The organism is Mycolicibacterium novocastrense (assembly GCF_001499835.1).
Taxonomy (GTDB): Bacteria; Actinomycetota; Actinomycetes; order Mycobacteriales; family Mycobacteriaceae; genus Mycobacterium; species Mycobacterium novocastrense.
This window is the reverse complement of the sequence record NZ_LQIH01000056.1, coordinates 201,632-222,898: the sequence shown is the minus strand read 5'-3', so window position 1 is coordinate 222,898 and position 21,267 is coordinate 201,632. Positions and strand designations below refer to the sequence as shown.

Sequence of the window (21,267 nt, the reverse complement as noted above, 5' to 3'; positions counted from 1 at the left end):
TCCAGTGACAGCAGCGCAGAGAGCGTACGGCCTATGAGCGAACAACCGGCACCGCAGAAGGGGCCGCCGCGCAACGTCGCGACGGGTCTGATCAAGGCGATCCGCCCACGGCAGTGGGTGAAGAACCTGCTCGTTCTGGCCGCGCCGATCGCCTCCCTCGGCGGCGACGTCCAATACGACTACGGCGGCGTCGCGGTCAACATTCTCATCGCGTTCGTGTCGTTCTCGTTGGCGGCCTCTTCGATCTATCTCGTCAACGACGCGCGCGACGTGGAGGCCGACCGTCAGCATCCCACGAAGCGGTTCCGGCCGATCGCGGCCGGCGTGGTGCCGGAATGGTTGGCCTACACCGCATCTGTTGTGTTGGCGGCTGCGGCGCTCGGTATCTCCGTTCTCGCGTCGCTGAACCTGACGGTGGTCATCGCGGTCTACATCGCGATGCAGTTGGCGTACTGCTTCGGGCTCAAGCACCAGGCGGTGCTCGACATCTGCATCGTGTCGTCGGCGTACCTGATCCGCGCCATCGCCGGCGGCGCCGCGGCGGGCATCCCGCTGTCGCAGTGGTTCCTGCTCGTGATGACGTTCGGTTCGCTGTTCATGGTGGCCGGCAAGCGGTACGCCGAACTGCAACTCGCCGAACGCACCGGCGCCAAGATCCGAAAGTCTCTGGAGAGTTATACGGCGTCGTATCTGCGCTTCGTGTGGACGTTGTCGGCTACTGCGATGGTGCTCTGTTACGGCCTGTGGGCCTTCGAACGCGACGGGTCCACCGCGTCGTGGTATGCGGTCACGATCATTCCGATCACCATCGCCATCCTTCGGTACGCGGTCGACGTCGACGGCGGTTTGGCCGGGGAGCCCGAGGAGATCGCGCTCAAAGACCGGGTTCTGCAGCTGCTGCTGCTGGCGTGGATCGGGACCATCGGTGCCGCCGTCTTCCTCAGCTGAGACCCTCCGCCGGCCGGCGCCGGGCGGATGGGTCGGTGAGATCGAACGCAGCCTCGCCCGCTGGCCCGCGTTCCGGTACGACAACACGGTCCGGATCAGCCTGTGGCTCAGCGTGCTGGTGGTCGTGGTGCTGTTCGGGTGGGGGGCGTGGCAGCGGCGCTGGATCGCCGACGACGGCCTGATCGTGCTGCGCACGGTCCGAAACCTGTTGGCAGGCAACGGCCCGGTGTTCAACGCCGGTGAGCGCGTCGAGGCCAACACCTCGACCGTGTGGACCTACCTGGTCTACCTCGGCGCGCTGGTGGGCGGCTCCGTGCGGTTGGAGTACGTCGTGCTCGTCTTGGCGCTGGTGCTCAGCCTGGCTGGCGTCGCCTTGGTGATGTTGGGCACCGGACGGTTGTACGCGCCGAGCCTGCAAGGCAGGCGTGCGTTGATGCTGCCTGCCGGCGTACTGGTCTACATCGCGCTTCCGCCCGCGCGCGACTTCGCCACCTCCGGTCTCGAAAACGGTTTGGTGCTGGCGTATCTGGGTCTGCTGTGGTGGATGATGGTGTGCTGGTCCCAGCAGCCGCGCAGTCACCGCACCACCGCGGCTCCTGTCCCGCGCGCAGGCGCACCGACGATCCGCCGACAACCCCTGGCAACCCAGGCGTCACGCCCCGACAGTCGAACCTTCGACGTCGCACTGGCTTTCGTTGCCGGCCTGAGCGTGCTGATCCGGCCCGAGCTGGCGTTGATCGGCGGGTTCGCCCTCGTGATGATGTTGATCACGGCACGCGGTTGGCGTCGCCGCGCGGTGATCGTCGTCGCCGGCGGCCTGCTTCCGGTGGCCTACCAGATTTTCCGGATGGGCTACTACGGCCTGGTGGTTCCCAACACCGCGGTGGCCAAGGACGCGAGTGGCGCGAAATGGTCGCAGGGCTTCGTCTACTTGGCGAACTTCAATCAGCCCTACCTGTTGTGGGCGCCGGCGATCCTGCTCGCCGGGCTCGCTGGGGTCGTCTGGGTCATCCGCGGCCGTCCCCGTCCGAACCGCGGTGCGTTGGCCGCTGGCTCCGGGCGCCTGGCGCGGATGGTGCAGAGCCCCGCCGCGGTGGTGATCTTCTTCCTCGTCAGCGGTCTGCTGCAGGCGATCTACTGGATCCGTCAGGGTGGGGACTTCATGCACGGCAGGGTGCTTCTCACACCGCTGTTCGTCATGCTGGCGCCGATCGCGGTGATCCCTGTCGTACTTCCCGACGAGACCCGGATGGCCCGCGGCGCGGGCTATCTGTTCGTCGGCGCCACCGCCGTGTTGTGGCTGGCGGTCGCGGGATGGGCGCTGTGGGCGGCCAATTCGCCGGGAATGGGCCGCGACGCCACCCGCGTCACCTACTCCGGAATCGTCGACGAGCGGCGGTTCTACTCCCAGGCCACCGGCCATGCCCACCCCCTGACCGCCGCGGACTACCTCGACTATCCGCGGATGCGCGCCGTGCTCCAGGCGTTGGAGAACACCCCCGACGGTGCGCTGCTGCTGCCGTCGGGCAATTACGACCAGTGGGACGTGGTGCCCGCGCTGCCGCCGCCACCGGATGCGCCGGACGATTACCGTGGCCCGCACACGGTCTTCTTCACCAATCTCGGCATGCTGGGCATGAACGTCGGGCTCGACGTCCGGGTCATCGACCAGATCGGGCTGGCCAATCCGTTGGCCGCACACACCGAGCGCCTCGAGGACGGCCGAATCGGCCACGACAAGAACCTGTTCCCCGACTGGGCGATCGCGGAGGGGCCGTTTCTCAAAGAGCCCCCGTTCATTCCGGGTTACATCGACGAGGACTGGGTCAGACAGGCCGAGGCCGCGTTGGAATGCCCCGAGACCGACGCGATGCTGAACTCTGTGCGCGGTCCGATGACGCCGCGGCGGTTCCTGTCCAACCTCGTGCACGCCTACCAGTTCACGCAGTACCGGATCGACCGCGTCCCCCTCTACGAGCTCGCACGCTGCGGGTTGCCGGTGCCGGAACCGGTATCCGAGCCGTACACGGGGATGCCCGCCACGGGTCCGTAACGCCGCGACCCCTCTGCGCCGATAGACAGACGCGAACTGCTCCTTCGCGGCGCCCGAGATACGAACGGATGGACCGACCTGTGCGAACCTGGCTTCGCCGCGCGCTGGCGGTCGGTGCGGTGCCGCACGCCGGCGCGTTCTCCTGTGCGGGACTTCCCAACGAGTACCTTGCGGCCCACCACCCGCATCAGTTCGCTTATGCGGAGTCACTTTCGGAGTTCCTGAGCCCGTCGGCGCCGTCGATGCCGCAGGTGATCCGGGACAGGTTGGCGGCCAACAACACTCTGCTGTGGATTCACTGTGCGCCAGGCGGATCCGCGCCACCGGACGCGGGTACCGACAGCCTGGAATCGATGGCGGTCAAGAGCAACAAAGACTTCCAGACGGCCCACCTGACGGGCCGGAGGAAACCACGCCACGTTCGAATTCCCTTCCGGGGAAAACACGCGTGGCCGTACTGGGGTGCGCAACTGCAAGCCCTGAAACCCGACCTGGTCACCACACTCCGAGGCGGAGCGGCGTGACCAGGGTCGACATCTCTCGAATGGGAAGATCACGCCGACGTGTGGTTGACTGCACGGGTTACGCGGCTTGCCTGAGGGGCGGTTCCGCGTGCGGCATACAACAGATGGGATAGATGAAGCATGAAGTTCGTTGGCAAGATCCGGGGTGCCTGGATCCGTCGGCTTGCGGGAGCCGCCCTTGCGGCCGCCGTGCTGCCCGGCTTGATCAGCGCCATCGGAGGCTCGGCCACCGCGGGGGCTTTCTCTCGTCCGGGTCTGCCGGTCGAGTACCTCATGGTCCCGTCCGCAGGGATGGGCCGTGACATCAAGGTTCAGTTCCAGAACGGCGGACCGAACGCACCGGGCGTGTATCTGCTCGACGGCCTTCGTGCACGCGATGACTTCAACGGCTGGGACATCGAGACCGCTGCATTCGAGTGGTACCTGGACTCCGGCCTCGCGGTGATCATGCCCGTGGGTGGCCAGTCCAGCTTCTACAGCGACTGGTACAAGCCGGCCTGCGGCAAGGCAGGTTGCTCGACCTACAAGTGGGAGACGTTCCTGACCCAGGAGCTGCCCGCGTACCTCGCGGCCAACAAGGGCGTGAACCCGAACCGCAATGCCGCAGTCGGTTTGTCCATGGCCGGATCGGCCGCGATGACGCTGGCGATCTACTACCCGCAGCAGTTCCAGTACGCCGCCTCGCTGTCGGGCTTCCTGAACCTCTCCGAGGGCTGGTGGCCCATGCTGGTCGGCCTGTCGATGGGTGACGCCGGCGGCTACGAGTCCGAGGACATGTGGGGCCCGTCGAGCGATCCCGCCTGGAAGCGCAACGATCCGATGGTCAACATCGACAAGCTGGTCGCCAACGGCACCCGCATCTGGGTGTTCTGCGGTAACGGCAAACCGGCCGAGATCAACGGTCGCGTCGCCGGTGACAACTTCAACGCGAAGTTCCTGGAGAGCTTCACGCTGCGCACGAACGAGACGTTCCAGGAGCAGTACCTCGCCGCGGGCGGCAAGAACGGTGTGTTCAACTTCCCGCAGGGCGGTACGCACGACTGGCCGTACTGGGGCCAGCAGCTCCAGCAGATGAAGCCGGACATCCAGCGCGTGCTCGGCGCCACGCCGCAGCCGTCGACCCCGATCGCGACCGAGGCCTCGGTCACGACGACGGACGCCGGTAACTGACGGCAATAGGTTCATAGTCGGCGGCGGCGATCCTGCGGGGTCGCCGCCGTCGGCATTTTTGCTCCTCGCGTCCGCGGCGGCCTTTTTGCTCCTCGCGTCCGCGGCGGCCTTTTTGCTCCTCGCGTCCGCGGCCCCTTTTCCGACCACGTCCGCGCCGGTGTGTGATTGACTACCTCGCGCGGGGACAGCAGACCAATGTGAGGTGGGCGAGCCGATGCAGGGGATCTTCCGGGCGATCTTGACCGTGGCGCTGGCCGCCGGCTTGTGGACCGCGGGTACGGCGCTCGCGCCGAAGGCCGAGGCGCAAGTCGAGATGCTGATGGTGCCGTCGGCGGCGATGGGACGCGACATCCCGGTCGCCTTCCAAGGCGGAGGCCCGCACGCGGTCGTGCTGCTCGACGCGTTCAATGCCGCGCCCGACGTCAGCAACTGGGTCACCGCGGGCAACGCGATGAACACCCTCGCGGGTAAGGGCATCTCGGTGGCGGCGCCGGCGGGCGGCGCGTGGAGCATGTACACCAACTGGGAGCTCGACGGCAGCAAGCAGTGGGAGACGTTCCTGGCCGACGAGCTGCCGAACTGGTTGGCCGCCAACAAGGGCCTGGCGCCGTCGGGGCACGGCATCGTCGGTGCGGCGCAGGGCGGCTACGGCGCGATGGCGATGGCCACCTTCCATCCGGACCGCTACCGCTTCGCCGGCTCCCTGTCCGGCTTCCTGACCCCCGAGCGCACCGGCGTCGACGGCGCCATCACCGCCGGGCTGGCGCAGTTCGGCGGAGTCGAGACCCGCAACATGTGGGGACTGCCACAGCTGGGACGGTGGAAGTGGCATTCGCCCAACGTCCATGTGCAGTTGCTGGCGGACAACAACACCCGGTTGTGGGTGTGGAGCGCGCCGGCCGGCGGGTGCACCGATCCCCCCGCGATGATCGGCTACTGCGACATCGCACAGGGCACCAATCGCGAGTTCTACCAGCACTACCGCTCGGTCGGCGGCAAGAACGGACACTTCGACTTCCCGACCAGCGGGACCCACGACTGGGGTTCGTGGAGCGGTCAGCTCGCGGCCATGAGCGGCGAATTGGCGGCGACGATCGCTTAGCCGGCGACCCGCTGTTCAGAACCGGGCCCGCACGTCGGCAGCCGGTACCTTGGAGGAGTGCAACGCTCGGTACGGACGACTGCGGCAGGGTCGCTGCTGATAGCTTCGGCGACGGCGTTGTTGACCGGTTGTTCGGGTCCCGACGTCATGGCTGCCATGGGTTTGCCGACGTCGGAGGCGGCGCCCGCACCCGGCCAGCCGAGCGAGCCGACGGCCCCGCCGTCGGCGACCGGGCACTCCAACACGCTCGTGCTGACCGACCGGCAAAAGGGCTATCTCGACGCGCTCACGTCGGCCGGGGTGACGCCGTCCAGCGACCTGCTGGCGCTGCGCATCGGGTCGTACGTGTGCCAGGCCCGCGCCGCCAGGCACGACGACCAGAAGGTCTGGGATTCGATCTATCCGCTGGTGCGCGGCGATGCGATGGATCACATCTCCGGTAGGAAGCCGACCGTCAACGTGCACGCGGCGACCGCCGATTACATTCGCATCGCAACCGAACGACTCTGCTAGCAGGAGCCCAACCGATACATGGCCACTACCAACCGGCGGAAACGCCACCGTATCCTCGCGCTCGTCGCGGCCGGCGCGATGGCGCTCGTGGTGGTGTTGCTCATCATCATCGTCGTGGTGATCCTGCGAAAGCCCGAGGGCCCGACCGGGGTCCCGCCCACGGCCGTGCCGCCGACCGGGATCAGCCCGACCAAGAAGCCGCGACCGGAGTTCCAGGATGCGAGCTGCCCCGATGTGCAGATGATCTCGGTTCCGGGCACGTGGGAGTCCTCACCGCAACTCGACCCGTTCAACCCGACTCAGTTCCCGATCGCGCTGCTGCTGGGGGTCACCAACCCGATCCGCGGGCAGTTCGCGAACGACCGGCTCGAGGTGTTCACCGTCCCGTACACGGCGCAGTTCCACAATCCGTTCTCGCAGGACGGCCAGATGACCTACAACGACAGCCGCGCCGAGGGCTTCAACGCGACGGTCAGAGCCATGACGGAGATGAACGAGCGCTGCCCGCTGACCAGCTATGTGATCGTCGGGTTCTCACAGGGCGCGGTCATCGCCGGTGACATCGCCAGCGATATCGGCAACGGGCGCGGCCCCGTCGACGAGGACTTGGTGTTGGGTGTGACGTTGATCGCCGACGGCCGCCGGCAGACCGGCGTCGGGGTGGACGTTGGCCCCAATCCGCCGGGTCAGGGCGCCGAGATCACGCTGCGCGATGTGCCCATGCTCGACGGGATGGGCCTGGCCATGACGGGCCCGCGGCCCGGCGGGTTCGGCATGCTCAACGATCGCGTCAAGGAAATCTGCGCGCCCGGCGACCTGATCTGCTCGGCGCCGCCGGAGGCGTTCAACATCATGAACCTGCCCAAGACCATCGACATCCTGCTCGGCGGTGCGGGGCAACCGATTCACGCGATGTACGCCACCACGCAGTTCTGGAATCTCGACGGGCTGTCGGCCACCCAGTGGACGCAGCGCTGGGCGCAGGAATTGATCGATAACGCCCCGCAGCCGAAACATGGCTGACCTGTGACCAGACCTGATTTGGACGGCGCCAGCACGTCCCCTAACATTAAGAAAAAACTAAGAGCATTTAGTGGATAGCCGACCGGTACGATTTTGCGGGGGTTGGGGGCGGCTCGGGGATCATGCGATTCGGCATCCAGAAGTGTGTGCCGTTGACAGGAGAGTGCGATGGGGTTCCATAACCCGTTCATCAAGGACGGACTGATCAAGTTTCCCGACAACGGGAGCCTGGTCAAACACGTCGAACGATGGGCGAAGGTGCGTGGAGACAAGCTCGCCTACCGGTTCATCGACTTCTCCACCGAGCGTGACGGCGTCGCGTGCGACCTGCGCTGGGCCGACTTCGGCGCCCGCAACCGGGCCGTCGGTGCCCGCCTGCAACAGGTCACCCAGCCCGGCGACCGCGTCGCGATTCTGTGCCCGCAGAACCTCGACTATCTCGTCGCGTTCTTCGGCACCCTCTACTCGGGCCGCATCGCGGTGCCGCTGTTCGACCCCAACGAACCCGGCCACGTTGGCCGCCTGCACGCCGTGCTCGACGATTGCCATCCCTCGGCGATCCTGACCACCACTGCGGCCGCCGAGGGGGTTCGCAAGTTCTTCCGCACCCGCCCGGCCAACCAGCGGCCGCGCGTGATCGCCGTCGATGCGGTGCCCAACGAGGTCGGCGCCACCTGGGAGCCCGTCGATGTCGACGAGCACACCATCGCCTACCTGCAGTACACCTCGGGTTCCACGCGGATCCCGACCGGCGTGCAGATCACCCACCTGAACCTGGCCACCAACGTGGTGCAGGTGATCGAGGCGCTCGACGGCCAGGAAGGCGACCGCGGTGTGTCCTGGCTGCCGTTCTTCCACGACATGGGCCTGATCACCGTGCTGCTGTCACCGATGCTCGGCCACTACATCACGTTCATGACCCCGGCCGCGTTCGTGCGCCGCCCCGGTCGCTGGATCCGTGAAATGGCCCGCAAGGAAGGCGACACCGGCGGCACCATCTCGGTGGCCCCGAACTTCGCGTTCGACCATGCCGCGGCCCGCGGCGTGCCCAAGGACGGCGAACCGCCGCTGGACCTGTCCAACGTCAAGTGCATCCTCAACGGCAGCGAGCCGATCTCGGCGGCAACCGTGCGGCGGTTCAACGAGGCCTTCGGCCCGTTCGGCTTCCAGCCCAAGGCGATCAAGCCCTCCTACGGCCTGGCCGAGGCCACGCTGTTCGTGTCGACGACGCCGATGGACGCCGAACCGACGATCACCCCGGTGGACCGTGACGAGCTCAACGTCGGCCGCTTCGTTCCGGTGTCCGAGGATTCGCCCAAGGCCGTTCCGCAGGCCGGCGCCGGCAAGATCGGCATCGCCGAGTGGGCGGTCATCGTCGACAACGACACCGCCACCGAGCTGCCCGACGGGCAGATCGGCGAGGTCTGGATCAGCGGCCAGAACATGGGCACCGGGTACTGGGGCAAGCCCGAGGAGACGATCGCGACGTTCCAGAACATCCTCAAGTCGCGGACCAACCCGTCACACGCCGAAGGGAACACCGACGACGCGACCTGGGTGCGCACCGGCGACCTCGGCGCCTATTACGACGGCGAGCTCTACATCACCGGCCGCGTCAAGGATCTGGTGATCATCGACGGGCGCAACCACTATCCGCAGGACCTGGAGTACTCCGCGCAGGAGGCCACCAAGGCACTGCGCACCGGGTTCGTCGCGGCGTTCTCGGTGCCCGCCAACCAGTTGCCCGACGAGGTGTTCGAGAACGCCCACGCCGGCCTCAAGCGGGATCCCGACGACACCTCCGAACAGCTGGTCATCGTCGGTGAGCGCGCTCCGGGCGCCCACAAGCTCGACATGGGTCCCATCGCCGACGACATCCGCGCGGCGATCGCCGTGCGCCACGGCGTCACCGTGCGCGACGTGCTGCTGACCCCCGCCGGCGCGATCCCGCGCACCTCGAGCGGAAAGATCGGTCGCCGGGCGTGCCGCTCGGCGTACCTGGACGGCAGTCTGCGCAGCGGGAAGATCGCCAACGCGTTCCCCGACGAGACAGACTGAGATTCCACCGAATATGGCTGACACACAAGACGATTCGCAGCAACCCGAGATGCCTTCCGGCGACGAGATCCAGCTCGCGCCCGAAAAGCCGCTCACCGCCCCCAGGACCGATATGACGGTCAACGAGATGCGGGAATGGCTGCGCAACTGGATCGGCAACGCCACCGGACAATCTCCCGACTCGATCAGCGAGTCGGCGCCGATGGTCGAACTGGGGCTGTCCTCTCGCGATGCCGTCGCGATGGCCAGCGACATCGAGGACCTGACCGGCGTCACGTTGACCGCCACCGTGGCGTTCCGCCACCCCACCATCGAGTCGCTGGCCACGGTGATCGTCGAGGGCGAACCGGAGCCCGAGGACGCCGGCGATGACGACGAGGACTGGACGCGCACGCGCGACGTCGAGGACATCGCGATCGTCGGCCTGGCCACCCGCTTCCCCGGGGACATGAACACCCCCGACGAGACGTGGCAGGCGCTCATGGAGGGCCGCGACGCGATCACCGATCTACCGGAGGGCCGCTGGGAGGAGTTCCTCGGCGAGCCCCGCATCGCCGAGCGCGTGGCCAAGGCACGCACCCGCGGCGGTTACCTCTCCGACATCAAGGGGTTCGACGCCGAATTCTTCGCGCTGTCGAAGATGGAGGCCGACAACATCGATCCGCAGCAGCGGATGGCGCTCGAATTGACTTGGGAGGCGCTGGAGAACGCCCGTATCCCCGCGTCGAGCCTGCGCGGCGGCAACGTCGGTGTCTACATCGGCAGTTCGCTGAACGACTACAGCTTCCTGGCGATGTCGGATCCGTCGATCGCGCACCCGTACGCGATCACCGGCACGGCGAGTTCGATCATCGCCAACCGGGTTTCTTACTTCTATGACTTCCGCGGACCGTCGGTGGCCGTCGACACCGCCTGCTCGAGTTCGCTGGTCGCCGCGCACCAGGGAGTGCAGGCGCTGCGCTCGGGTGAGGCCGACGTCGCCGTCGTGGGCGGGGTCAACGCGTTGATCACCCCGCTGGTGACGGTGGGCTTCGACGAAGTAGGCGGGGTGCTCGCACCGGACGGCCGGATCAAGTCGTTCTCGCAGGACGCCGACGGTTACGCCCGTTCAGAGGGCGGCGGAATGCTTGTGCTCAAGCGGGTTTCGGATGCCCGCCGCGACGGTGACGAGATCCTCGCCGTGATCGCGGGCAGCGCGGTCAACCATGATGGCCGGTCCAACGGTCTGCTCGCGCCGAACCCGGACGCGCAGGCCGAGGTGCTGCGCAAGGCGTACAAGGACGCCGGCATCAACCCGCGCCTCGTCGACTACATCGAGGCGCACGGCACCGGCACCATCCTCGGTGACCCGATCGAGGCCGACGCACTCGGCCGGGTCGTCGGAAGGGGTCGGGCGGCCGACAAGCCCGCGCTGCTGGGCGCGATCAAATCCAATGTGGGACACCTGGAGTCGGCGGCCGGCGCGGCGAGCCTGGCGAAGATGACGCTGGCCCTGCGCAACGACAAAATCCCGCCGTCGATCAACTACACCGGCCCCAACCCCTACATCGACTTCGACGGTGTGCACCTCAAGGTCGCCGACACCGTCACCGACTGGCCGCGCTACAGCGGCTATGCGATCACCGGCGTCTCGGGCTTCGGTTTCGGCGGCGCCAACGCCCACCTCGTGCTGCGCGAGGTGCTGCCATCGGACCTCGTCGAACCTGAACCGGAGCCCGAACCCGAAGCCGAGAAGGACAAGTCGTCCGACGCGAACGCCGTCTACATCGGCGGGGTCCGGATGGACGAGTACGGCGAATTCGTCGACGATGACGATGACGACGCTCTGGACCGGCCCGCCCACACGCAGGTCGACGAGCCCGAGCTGCCTGGGCTGACCGACAAGGCGCTACAGCTGCTCGAGGCCGCGCGCGAGGAGATGGAGTCCGGTGAACAGCCGGCACCGGTTGTGCCGCTGGCGGTTTCGGGCTTTCTGACCTCACGGAAGAAGGCCACGGCCGCCGAACTGGCCGACTGGATCGACAGCCCCGAGGGACGCGCGTCGTCACTCGAGTCGATCGGCCGCGCGCTGTCGCGGCGCAACCACGGGCGCTCGCGCGCCGTGGTGCTGGCCCACGACCATGACGAGGCCATCAAGGGTCTGCGCGCGGTGGCCGAGGGCAAGCAGCACCCGAGTGTGTTCAGCGCCGACGGCCCGGTGACGAACGGACCCGTCTGGGTGCTCGCGGGTTTCGGTGCGCAGCACCGCAAGATGGGCAAGAACCTGTACCTGCGCAACGAGGTGTTCGCAGAGTGGATCAACAAGGTCGACGCCCTCATCCAGGATGAGCGGGGCTACTCGATCCTCGAGCTGATTCTCGATGACGCAGTCGACTACACCAACGAGACCTGCGAATACCCCATCGAGGTCGTCCAGACGGTGATCTTCGCCCTGCAGATCGCGCTCGGCGAGTTGCTCAAGCACCACGGCGCCAAACCCGCTGCGGTCGTGGGCCAGTCGCTCGGCGAGGCCGCAGCGGGGTACTTCGCCGGCGGTCTGTCGCTTCAGGACGCGACCCGCGCCATCTGTTCGCGTGCTCACCTCATGGGTGAGGGCGAGGCCATGCTGTTCGGCGAATGGATCCGGTTGATGGCGCTGGTCGAGTACTCGGCCGACGAGATCGACACGGTTTTCGCCGATTTCAAGGATCTCGAGGTGTGTGTGTACGCCGCGCCGACGCAGACCGTCATCGGCGGCCCGCCCGATCAGGTCGACGCGATCATCGAGCGCTGCGAGCAGGAGGGCAAATTCGCCCGCAAGATGCAGACCAAGGGCGCCAGCCACACCTCGCAGATGGACCCGCTGCTCGGCGAGCTGGCCGCCGAACTCGTCGGCATCGAACCGCATCCCACCAAGATCGGTTACTTCTCGACGGTGCACGAGGGCCGCTACATCCGGCCCGGTGAGACCATCCACGACGTCGACTACTGGAAGAAGGGGCTGCGCCACAGCGTCTACTTCACTCACGGCATCGGCAACGCCGTCGACAACGGCCACACCACCTTCCTGGAGTTGGCGCCGAATCCCGTGGCGCTCATGCAGGTCGGCTTGACGACGGCGGCCAAGGGCCTGCACGACGCCCAACTGATCGCGACGCTGGCGCGCAAGCAGGACGAGGTCGACTCGATGACCGCGGCGATGGCCCAGCTGTTCGTGCACGGTCACGATCTGGACTTCCGCACGCTGTTCCCCCGCCGCTCCAAGGGGTTGGCCGGAGCGCTGGATTTCGCGAACATCCCGCCGACCCGTTTCAAGCGCAAACCGCACTGGCTCGACGCGCGGTTCACCGGCGACAGCTCGGTGATGATGCCCGGCAACCACGTCGCCACCCCGGACGGCAGGCACGTGTGGGAGTACGCGCCCAAGGGCGAGCCCGATCTGGCCGGCTTGGTGAAAGCTGCTGCGGCGCAGGTCATTCCGGATGCCAAGCTCGTTGCCTCCGAACAGCGCGCGGTGCCCGGCGAGGGAGCACGGCTGGTGACGACGCTGACCCGCCATCCCGGTGGCGCCAGCGTGCAGGTGCACGCGCGCATCGACGAGTCCTTCACGCTGGTGTACGACGCCGTGGTGAGCCGCACCGGCACCGCGGCAGCGCTGCCGGTGGCGGTGGCGACCGGAGCGGCCGTCGCCGAACAGGTTTCGGCGACGCCTGCGGATGAGCCGGAGGAAGACGCTCCGGAGATCCTGCAGGACAACCTGACTGCCGGCGCGGGCCTGGCCGCCGGCTTCGCGAAGTGGTCCCCGGACTCCGGTGAGTCGATCCGCGACCGCCTCGGCGCGATCGTCGGCGGGGCAATGGGTTACGAGCCCGAGGACCTGCCGTGGGAGGTGCCGCTGATCGAGCTCGGCTTGGACTCGTTGATGGCCGTGCGGATCAAGAACCGCGTCGAGTACGACTTCGACCTGCCGCCGATCCAGCTGACCGCGGTGCGCGACGCCAACCTGTACGCGGTCGAGAAGCTGATCCAATACGCGATCGAGCACCGCGACGAGGTCGACCAGCTCGCCGAGCACCAGAAGACCAAGACCGCTGAGGAGATCGCGGCCGAACAGGCCGAGCTGATGGGCGGTGCGACCACCGTCGCCGAACTCGAGCAGGTGCTGGCCGAGAAGACCGGCATCGCCTCCGAGGTGACCAGTGCGGGCACGGCAACGGAATCCGACATACCGCCCCCACCCACCGACCCGTCCGGTCCGGCGGCCGACATACCGCCGCCGCCGACCGACCCGTCAGGCCCGGCGATTCCGCCGCCGCCGACCGATCCGAGCGGCCCGTCCCAGTCCACCGTCGCGGCCGCCAGCAAGCTCCTCACCCAGGAGGCGGTCACCGAGGCGCTGGGCTCCGACGTGCCGCCGCGCGACGCCGCGGAGCGCGTCACGTTCGCGACCTGGGCGATCGTCACCGGCAAGTCGCCGGGCGGCATCTTCAACGACCTACCCGATGTCGATGACGCGACCGCGACGAAGATCGCCGAACGGCTGACCGAGCGCGTCGACGAGGGCACCATCAGCGTCGACGACGTCCGCTCCGCCAAAACCATCGAGGAGCTGTCCACCACCGTCCGCGACTACCTCGAGGGCGGCAAGGTCGACGGCTTCGTACGGACGCTGCGGGCAGGCGACGACTCGGACCGGATCCCGGTCTTCGTCTTCCACGCCGCCGGCGGTTCGACGGTGGTTTACGAGCCGCTGCTCAAGCGGTTACCCCCCGACACGCCGATGTACGGCATCGAGCGTGTGGAGGGGTCCATCGAGGAGCGCGCCGCGGAGTACGTGCCGAAACTGTTGGAGCTCAACGGCTGGACCGACGGCAAGCGGGGCAAACCGTTCTTGCTCGCCGGCTGGTCGCTGGGTGGGGTGCTCGCCTACGCGTGCGCGATCGGGCTCAAGCAGGCTGGTGCCGACGTGCGGTTCGTCGGTCTGATCGATGCGGTCCGTCCGAGTGAGGAGATTCCCCAGACGAAGGAGGAGACCCGCGCCCGTTGGGACCGCTACGCCCGCTTTGCCGAGCGCACGTTCAACGTCGAGATCCCCGAGATCCCCTACGAGGAACTCGAGGCGCTCGACGACGAGGGCCAGGTCAAGTACGTCCTCGACGTGGTGAGCCAGAGCGGCGTGCAGATCCCTGGCGGCATCATCGAGCACCAGCGCACGTCGTACCTGGATCAACGGGCCATCGACACCGCCGAGATCAAGCCGTACGACGGCAAGGTCACGCTGTACATGGCCGACCGCTACCACGACGACGCGATCTACTTCGAACCGCGCTACGCCACCCGCCAACCCGACGGCGGCTGGAGTGAGTTCGTCTCCGAGCTGGAGGTCGTGCCGGTCGGGGGTGAGCACATCCAGGTGATCGACGAGCCGTACATTGCGAAGGTCGGCGCGCACATGAGCGAGGCGATCAGCCAGATCGAGGCAGACAACACCGATCAGGAGAAGCAGGGCAAGTGACGACGGAATCTCTCCCGCCCACCCGCACCAAGACCACCGCAGAACTGCTCGCCGAACTCCGCGAGAAGCTGGAGCAGGCGAAGGAGCCCGGTGGGGAGAAGGCGGTCGCCAAGCGGGAGAGGAAGGGCATCCCGAGCGCCCGCGCGCGAATCCACGCCCTGGTCGATCCCGGCAGCTTCCTGGAGATCGGCGCGCTGGCCAAGACGCCCGGCGATCCGAACGCGTTGTTCGGCGACGGGGTGGTGACCGGGCACGCCAGGATCAACGGCAGGCCGGTCGGGGTGTTCAGCCACGACCAGACGGTGTTCCAGGGCTCGGTCGGTGAGATCTTCGGCCGCAAGGTGGCCAAGCTGATGGAGTGGGTGGCCATGGTGGGCTGCCCGATCATCGGTATCAACGATTCGGCGGGCGCGCGGATCCAGGACGCCGTGACGTCGCTGGCGTGGTACGCCGAGCTGGGGCGCCGCCACGAACTGCTTCGCGGGCTGGTTCCCGAGATCTCGATCATCCTCGGCAAATGCGCGGGGGGAGCGGTGTATTCGCCGATCCAGACCGATCTGGTGGTGGCCGTCCGCGACCAGGGCTACATGTTCGTCACCGGACCGGACGTGATCAAGGACGTCACCGGCGAGGACGTCTCGCTCGACGAGCTCGGCGGCGCCGATGCCCAGGCCCGGTACGGCAACATCCACCAGGTGGTGGAGAGCGAGGCCGCGGCCTTCCAGTACGTGCGCGATTACCTGGAGTTCTTGCCCCCCAACACATTCGACGATCCGCCCATCGTCAACCCCGGTCTGGAGCCCGAGCTCACACCGCACGACTACGAGCTCGACTCGATCGTGCCCGACAGCGACAACATGGCCTACGACATGCACGAGATCCTGCTGCGGATCTTCGACGACGGGGACGTGTTCGATGTGGCCGAGCAGCAGGGCCCGGCGATCATCACCGCGTTCGCGCGGGTCGACGGCCGCCCGGTCGGGGTGGTCGCCAACCAGCCGATGCACTTGTCCGGGTCGATCGACAACGAGGCTTCCGACAAGGCGGCGCGGTTCATCCGGTTCTGCGACTCCTACAACCTGCCTTTGGTTTTCGTCGTCGATACGCCGGGCTTCATGCCGGGTGTCCAGCAGGAGAAGGGCGGCATCATCAAGCGCGGTGGCCGCTTCCTGAACGCCGTCGTCGAGGCCGACGTGCCGAAGGTGACCATCACCATCCGCAAGTCCTACGGTGGGGCATACGCGGTGATGGGATCCAAGCAGCTGTCGGCGGACCTGAACTTCGCCTGGCCGACCGCGCGCATCGCGGTGATCGGCGCCGAGGGCGCGGCCCAGCTGCTGGTGAAGCGGTTCCCGGATCCGACGGCGCCGGAGGTGCAGAAGATCCGCGCCGACTTCATCGAGGGGTACAACCTCAACATGGCCACGCCGTGGATCGCCGCCGAGCGCGGCTTCATCGACGCGGTGATCCAGCCCCACGAGACTCGGCTGCTACTGCGCAAGTCGCTGAACCTGTTGCGGGACAAGCAGATCACCCGCGTGCAGCGCAAGCACGGCCTGACCCCGATCTAGTCCCCGCGCTCGTGGTCACCCCGCGGGGGGTTGCAGCGGAACCCCTGGTATCAACACCGGGGGCGCGATCGGAGCAACGGGATTGCCGATGTTGGGCGGATTGACAGCGATCGTCGGGAGTCCTGCCCGAGGCGGCACTTGTGGTCCGGCGCCCTGGCCCTCGGCCGGCGGTGCCACGCACTCTTTTCGATTGTCGTTCCACACCCCGCCGCTGTGCTTACAGCAGTACTCGTTCGCGGTGTTGATCCAGTTCTTCGTGTTGTCGAGGCCCTCGTCCAGGGCTTGGGTGCAATTGTCGAACTCCTCGATGTCCCATACGGGCTCGGCACTCGCGATCGTGCCGCACCCGAGTGCGACGCATCCGAGCGCGGCGGCCAGCATCACAACACACCTGAGGAGGAAGGTGCGTGCGCTTTGGCAACGGATTGTCATGGTCAGTCCTAAGTTCATTGCTGTCGGGAATGAGAGACGTGCGACGCGTGCCCTTCAAGTGGGGTCGCCGGCGGTCATCGCCGAGATCGGTCGCGTGCTATTGCCTCGTGTCACATCAGAGCGCGTATCAGGGCGCTCGGCCGAGAGGTCTATCTAGCGGACTTCATCTGCCATATGCGTCCTCACCTTCATGCACCGTGATTGGCGCCGACCCCCGGAATTGGACGGAAACTTTCTCTGAGGATCTCACATCAGAGGCCGGGCGAGTGCAGAGTTTGTCGAACCGATCACCTCGACACCACCAAACTCCTTGTAAGCGCAAGCAGACGCGCGTCGCGGTTTTCTAGCTGTACTGACCACGGATGTCGGTAACGGCGGGGCGTGGTGACATGACGAAGACCTCCGAGTGAAGTTCGCGCGAGCGTGCAGTCAGCGCCGAACCCATCGGACGATGACGGTGCCGTCGTCACCGAGCAGTACGTCGCTGCGCCGCATACGGAGCTCGACATGCGCGGGTGTGGCGGCGATCCGGCGCGCGGGACCCGCCACCATCATCGGGCTGGTGGTAAGGCACAACTCGTCGATCTCGTCGGCTGCGACCAGGTGGGAGAACAGCGTCGGCCCGCCCTCCACCAGCACCCGGTGCAGACCCAGATCGCCAAGGGCGTGACGTATTGCGCCAGAGTCGATTCGCCCCTCCGCCATCTCGCACACGACCACCCCCGACGCTTCCAGCGCTCGCCGCGCTGAACTCGGGGCACTCGCAGAGACCAACACGATGGGCGGAACCGTCGCCGCAAGCAGATGAGGCGGGATCACGCCTCGACTGGAGACGACGACCAACCGCAATACCGACGCCAGCCCGTGGGCGAGCCGCCACCCCAGCGAGTCCGCATCGACACGGAGATCGGCATAGGGTTTGGACGCTGCGGTGGTCGCACCCACCAGGATCACGTCGGCGACTTCACGCAACCGGGCGAAGACGCGTCGGTCTGTCGGCGTACCCAGCTTGCGGCCGGCGCCGTCGAGCGTCACGGCGCCGTCGATGCTCGCGATGAAATTCGCCCGAAGCCTCGGAGCGGTCGGGGTTTCGGGATAGGCGAGCAGGTCGCGCAGCGCGTCATCGGTGAGCGTGTCCACCTCGTGCAGAGTCGACGGTGGCCTCGCGGCGACAGCGGTCATGGCGCAGTGCTCACATTTCTCTCGGAGTGGCTCACGGCTTGGACGGCTCGCGGGGTAAGGCCGGTGAAGAAGAACGCCGCGATCGCACCGATCCCCGCCGCCGCCGCGGGCAACAGCATCGAGTGCGACATCGCCTCGATGGCGGCGGTTGTGGACAACGTCGGCGCCGGTTCTGCAGCATCATGGGACTCGACGTCGGCCACGGCTGCCAACAATGCGGCGATGCTCGCGCTGCCGAGCGCGGCCCCGACTTGTCGAATTGTGTTGAAGGCGGCCGACCCCGCGCCGGCCAGATCGTCGGGCAGCGTCCTGGATGCGATGACAGCCAACGGTTCCCACGTGAGCGCACCCGCGGCACCGATGAGCATGAGCGGCAACGTCATTCGCCATACCGGTGCCGACTGGTTCATCTCCAGCGCGAGCCAGATCAACGCGACGGCCGTCAGCGTGAAGCCGGGGCACACGATGGACCGTGGCGCGACGCGGTCGACGAGCCTTCCGACGATCGGCGCCCCGACACCGGTCGCGACCGCCATCGGGGCCGTCACCAGGCCCGCATGTGTTGCGGACATACCGCGCACGTCTTGCAGATAGAACATCAGCGGAACCGCGAACGCGACGATCGTGAAGCTGATCAGCGCGATGCCGAGATTCGACAGGGCGAAGTCTCGGTGGCGGAACAGGTCCAGGGGTACCAACGGCTCCGAACGCTGAACTGCCTGCCACACAACGAAACCCGCCAGGAATGCGCATCCGCCGACGATCGCCACCCATGTCGTCGGCCCCCACTCGTGATGACGGCCCTCCTGCAGGGCGAAGACGATCAGGCTGACACCGATCCCGGACAGCAGCGCGCCGAGCGCGTCGAGTCGATGCGGTCGCGCGGGCAGGGCGGGAATCAGTCGGAGCGCCAGCACAAGTCCCGCGGCGCCGATCGGAATGTTGACAAGGAAGATCCAGCGCCACCCCAGCGTGTCCACCAGCAGTCCGCCGGCCACCGGACCGATCAGTAGGCCGACAGCCGCTGTCGCACCCCAGAGGCTCATGGGAATGCCGCGGTGCTGGGGCGGGAAGATGCGGGTGACCGCGGACAGCGTCTGTGGTGTCATCAGCGCCGCGCCAATGCCCTGGGCGACCCGCCCGGCGATCAGCATCCCGATCGACTCGGACACCCCGCACCACAGCGACGCCAGCGTGAACACCGCAAGGCCGGCGACATACAGGCTCTTCGGGCCGAAGCGGTCGCCGAGACGGCCACCCACGGGCAGCAGGGCAGCGAACGCCAGCAGGTAGGCACTGGTCACCCAGATGACGGCATGGTAGTGCGCCGCGAAATCCGCTTTGATGACCGGATTGGCGACGGCGACGATCGTGGAGTCGACGATGATCAGCAAGAAGCCGATCATCATGGCCCACACCGCGCGCAGCGACGGCCTTTCGGTCGGCGCGTTCGGCGTGGACACCGCGATCACCGTCGTAAGAGGAGATGCAGCGCCTCTGCCCGGGACGCCGGATCGGTCTGGAACTGCCCGCGCACCGCGGACGTCGTCGTGACAGCGCCCGGCTTTCGCACACCGCGCATTGCCATACACAGGTGCTCAGCCTCGACGACGACAATTACGCCACGAGGATGCAATTTGTTCATGACCGCCTCGGCTATTTGCCCGGTCAGTCGTTCCTGCACCTGTGGGCGCCTGGCATACAGGTCGACCAGACGCGCTATTTTCGACAGGCCGGTGACGCGGCCGTCCTCGCCGGGAAGGTAGCCGACATGGGCGACTCCGTGGAAAGAAACCAGGTGATGTTCGCATGTGGAGTACATCGGAATTTGCTTGATGAGCACGAGTTCGCCATGGTGCTCATCGAACATCGTCGTGAGAACGTCGTCGGGATCGGCATACAGACCTGCAAAAGTCTCCTGATATGCCCGCGCGACCCGTGCAGGAGTGTCGCGCAGCCCGTCGCGGTGAGGATCTTCACCAATGGCGACGAGCAGATCGAAAATGGCGGCTTCGACTGCCTCCTGATCGAATACGCGGGCCCGCGGTAGTTGACCGTTTCCGGTCTGCGGCGCTTCGGGAGTCTGCAACATCAATGCCTCCTCGCCGCATACAGAAAGCGCCACAATGTAATTTGCTACCGAAGCATTTCGAGCAGCTTCAAATTACTACTAGCAGAGGCTTTACCTCGCCGTCAGTTGATTTGTGAAATTCAGATCGACGGAAACGGCAGCCAATCGTCGAACATGAACGCGTCACCGCGGGCGACGACGGTGGCGCCGCCGTGCCCGGGATAGTGCGCGGGCACCACCGCGGCGCGCCGCCGCGACGCCTCGGTGAGGATGCGCTTGCGTGTTGTCGCGGCCGCCGTGAAGTCCTCGTCCCAGGCGCAGGGGTCCTCCGGTCGCAGAACCTGGATGGGGCAGTGCGTCAGATCGCCGACGAACACCGCGGGCCGGCCGGCGTCGAGCCACACCACCGACGATCCCGGGGTGTGACCCGGCGCCGGGCGCAGCCACAGCGATTCGCTGAGCCGATGATCCCCCGACCACAGTTCCATCTGCTCCTGCACCGGGGAAACACTGTCCTCGAACACCGTTCGGACGTGTCGCTGAACGGATTCCTCGTTCTCTGTACGCGGCGTCGTCGACTGCGCGGGACCGTCGGGCCCGAAATGACGGTAGTCGGCCTCGGGTACGAGATAGCGGGCGTTGGGAAACGTCGGCACCCAGGAACCGTTGCTCCACACAGTATTCCAGCCGACGTGGTCGAAATGCAGGTGCGTGTTGACGACCACATCCACGTCGGCGGGGTCGAATCCCGCGGCGGACAACGCGGAAAGGAACTCGGTCTGCAGGCCGGAGAGCACTGCCATCCGCGGTCGGCTCTTGCCGTTGCCCGCACCGGTGTCGATCAGCACCGTCAGGCCGTCGACCTGGATCACCCAGATCTGCATGATGATGCGCCATCCGGCGTCGGTCCAGTAGGTCGGCGAGAGCTCGTCGGCATGGTCGTCCCAGGCCTGCGCGGGAGTGTGCGGAAAAATCGCCCTCGGCAAGGTGTCGACCTGCCACTCCACCGCACGTGTGAGTGTCGCGCCGCCCCACCGGATCCGGTTCACGGCCTACAGGCTAGAGGACCGGTCTGCGGTGGGGCACGCTCGCGGCTCTGCGAATGTGCGCGATGCGTTGCAGATCT

15 protein-coding genes are annotated in these 21,267 nt (G+C 66.9%); 10 read left to right on the top strand and 5 right to left on the bottom strand.

Annotation, left to right across the window (positions count from 1 at the left end; translation table 11 throughout):
* The first annotated feature begins 33 nt into the window (after nucleotides 1–33).
* The 10 genes from AU072_RS24340 to AU072_RS24295 all read left to right on the top strand — a co-directional run bounded on the left by AU072_RS24340 (nucleotide 34) and on the right by AU072_RS24295 (nucleotide 16,456).
* Nucleotides 34–948: a decaprenyl-phosphate phosphoribosyltransferase gene (locus tag AU072_RS24340; protein ID WP_064416105.1), complete on the top strand. Its 915-nt coding sequence runs from the start codon at nucleotides 34–36 to the stop codon at nucleotides 946–948.
* On the top strand, nucleotides 926–3,001 hold the full coding sequence (gene zomB / locus AU072_RS24335; protein WP_064416104.1) for a terminal beta-(1->2)-arabinofuranosyltransferase: 2,076 nt from the start codon (nucleotides 926–928) through the stop codon (nucleotides 2,999–3,001). The genes AU072_RS24340 and zomB overlap by 23 nt, the downstream gene beginning before the upstream one ends.
* Nucleotides 3,002–3,081: 80 nt before the next feature.
* On the top strand, nucleotides 3,082–3,525 hold the full coding sequence (locus tag AU072_RS24330) for an alpha/beta hydrolase-fold protein (protein ID WP_064416103.1): 444 nt from the start codon (nucleotides 3,082–3,084) through the stop codon (nucleotides 3,523–3,525).
* 120 nt (nucleotides 3,526–3,645) lie between these two features.
* Nucleotides 3,646–4,695: an esterase family protein gene (locus tag AU072_RS24325; RefSeq protein WP_064416102.1), complete on the top strand. Its 1,050-nt coding sequence runs from the start codon at nucleotides 3,646–3,648 to the stop codon at nucleotides 4,693–4,695.
* 214 nt (nucleotides 4,696–4,909) lie between these two features.
* Nucleotides 4,910–5,797, top strand: a complete 888-nt coding sequence (locus AU072_RS24320) for an alpha/beta hydrolase-fold protein (protein WP_064416155.1) — start codon at nucleotides 4,910–4,912, stop codon at nucleotides 5,795–5,797.
* Nucleotides 5,798–5,854: 57 nt separating this feature from the next.
* Nucleotides 5,855–6,310 (top strand): DUF732 domain-containing protein, encoded by a 456-nt coding sequence (locus AU072_RS24315; protein WP_064416101.1) that lies wholly within the window; start codon nucleotides 5,855–5,857, stop codon nucleotides 6,308–6,310.
* 18 nt (nucleotides 6,311–6,328) lie between these two features.
* Nucleotides 6,329–7,333: a carboxylesterase Culp6 gene (gene culp6, locus AU072_RS24310; RefSeq protein WP_064416100.1), complete on the top strand. Its 1,005-nt coding sequence runs from the start codon at nucleotides 6,329–6,331 to the stop codon at nucleotides 7,331–7,333.
* A gap of 168 nt (nucleotides 7,334–7,501) precedes the next feature.
* Nucleotides 7,502–9,391, top strand: a complete 1,890-nt coding sequence (gene fadD32, locus AU072_RS24305) for a long-chain-fatty-acid--AMP ligase FadD32 (protein ID WP_064416099.1) — start codon at nucleotides 7,502–7,504, stop codon at nucleotides 9,389–9,391.
* A 13-nt stretch (nucleotides 9,392–9,404) separates the two neighbouring features.
* On the top strand, nucleotides 9,405–14,885 hold the full coding sequence (pks13, locus tag AU072_RS24300) for a polyketide synthase Pks13 (protein WP_064416098.1): 5,481 nt from the start codon (nucleotides 9,405–9,407) through the stop codon (nucleotides 14,883–14,885).
* Nucleotides 14,882–16,456 (top strand): acyl-CoA carboxylase subunit beta, encoded by a 1,575-nt coding sequence (locus AU072_RS24295; protein ID WP_064416097.1) that lies wholly within the window; start codon nucleotides 14,882–14,884, stop codon nucleotides 16,454–16,456. Before pks13 ends, AU072_RS24295 begins: the two co-directional genes overlap by 4 nt.
* 15 nt (nucleotides 16,457–16,471) lie before the next feature.
* On the opposite strand, the gene AU072_RS24290 is transcribed toward AU072_RS24295, so the two are convergent.
* The 5 genes from AU072_RS24290 to AU072_RS24270 form a co-directional block, all read right to left on the bottom strand.
* Nucleotides 16,472–16,837, bottom strand: coding sequence for a hypothetical protein (locus tag AU072_RS24290; RefSeq protein ID WP_133147312.1), 366 nt, complete (start codon nucleotides 16,835–16,837; stop codon nucleotides 16,472–16,474).
* A gap of 480 nt (nucleotides 16,838–17,317) precedes the next feature.
* Nucleotides 17,318–18,070: a dihydrofolate reductase family protein gene (locus AU072_RS24285; RefSeq protein WP_064416095.1), complete on the bottom strand. Its 753-nt coding sequence runs from the start codon at nucleotides 18,068–18,070 to the stop codon at nucleotides 17,318–17,320.
* Nucleotides 18,067–19,533 carry a DHA2 family efflux MFS transporter permease subunit gene (locus AU072_RS24280; RefSeq protein ID WP_174523806.1) on the bottom strand — a complete coding sequence of 489 codons (1,467 nt, stop codon included), beginning with the start codon at nucleotides 19,531–19,533 and terminating at the stop codon, nucleotides 18,067–18,069. Before AU072_RS24280 ends, AU072_RS24285 begins: the two co-directional genes overlap by 4 nt.
* 5 nt (nucleotides 19,534–19,538) lie before the next feature.
* Entirely contained in the window at nucleotides 19,539–20,162 is a 624-nt protein-coding gene (folE, locus tag AU072_RS27805) for a GTP cyclohydrolase I FolE (protein WP_082681007.1), read from the bottom strand.
* Between the two features lie 119 nt (nucleotides 20,163–20,281).
* A complete protein-coding gene (locus AU072_RS24270; RefSeq protein ID WP_064416093.1) occupies nucleotides 20,282–21,190 on the bottom strand; it encodes an MBL fold metallo-hydrolase in 909 nt (302 codons plus the stop codon).
* Between the last annotated feature and the right edge of the window lie 77 nt (nucleotides 21,191–21,267).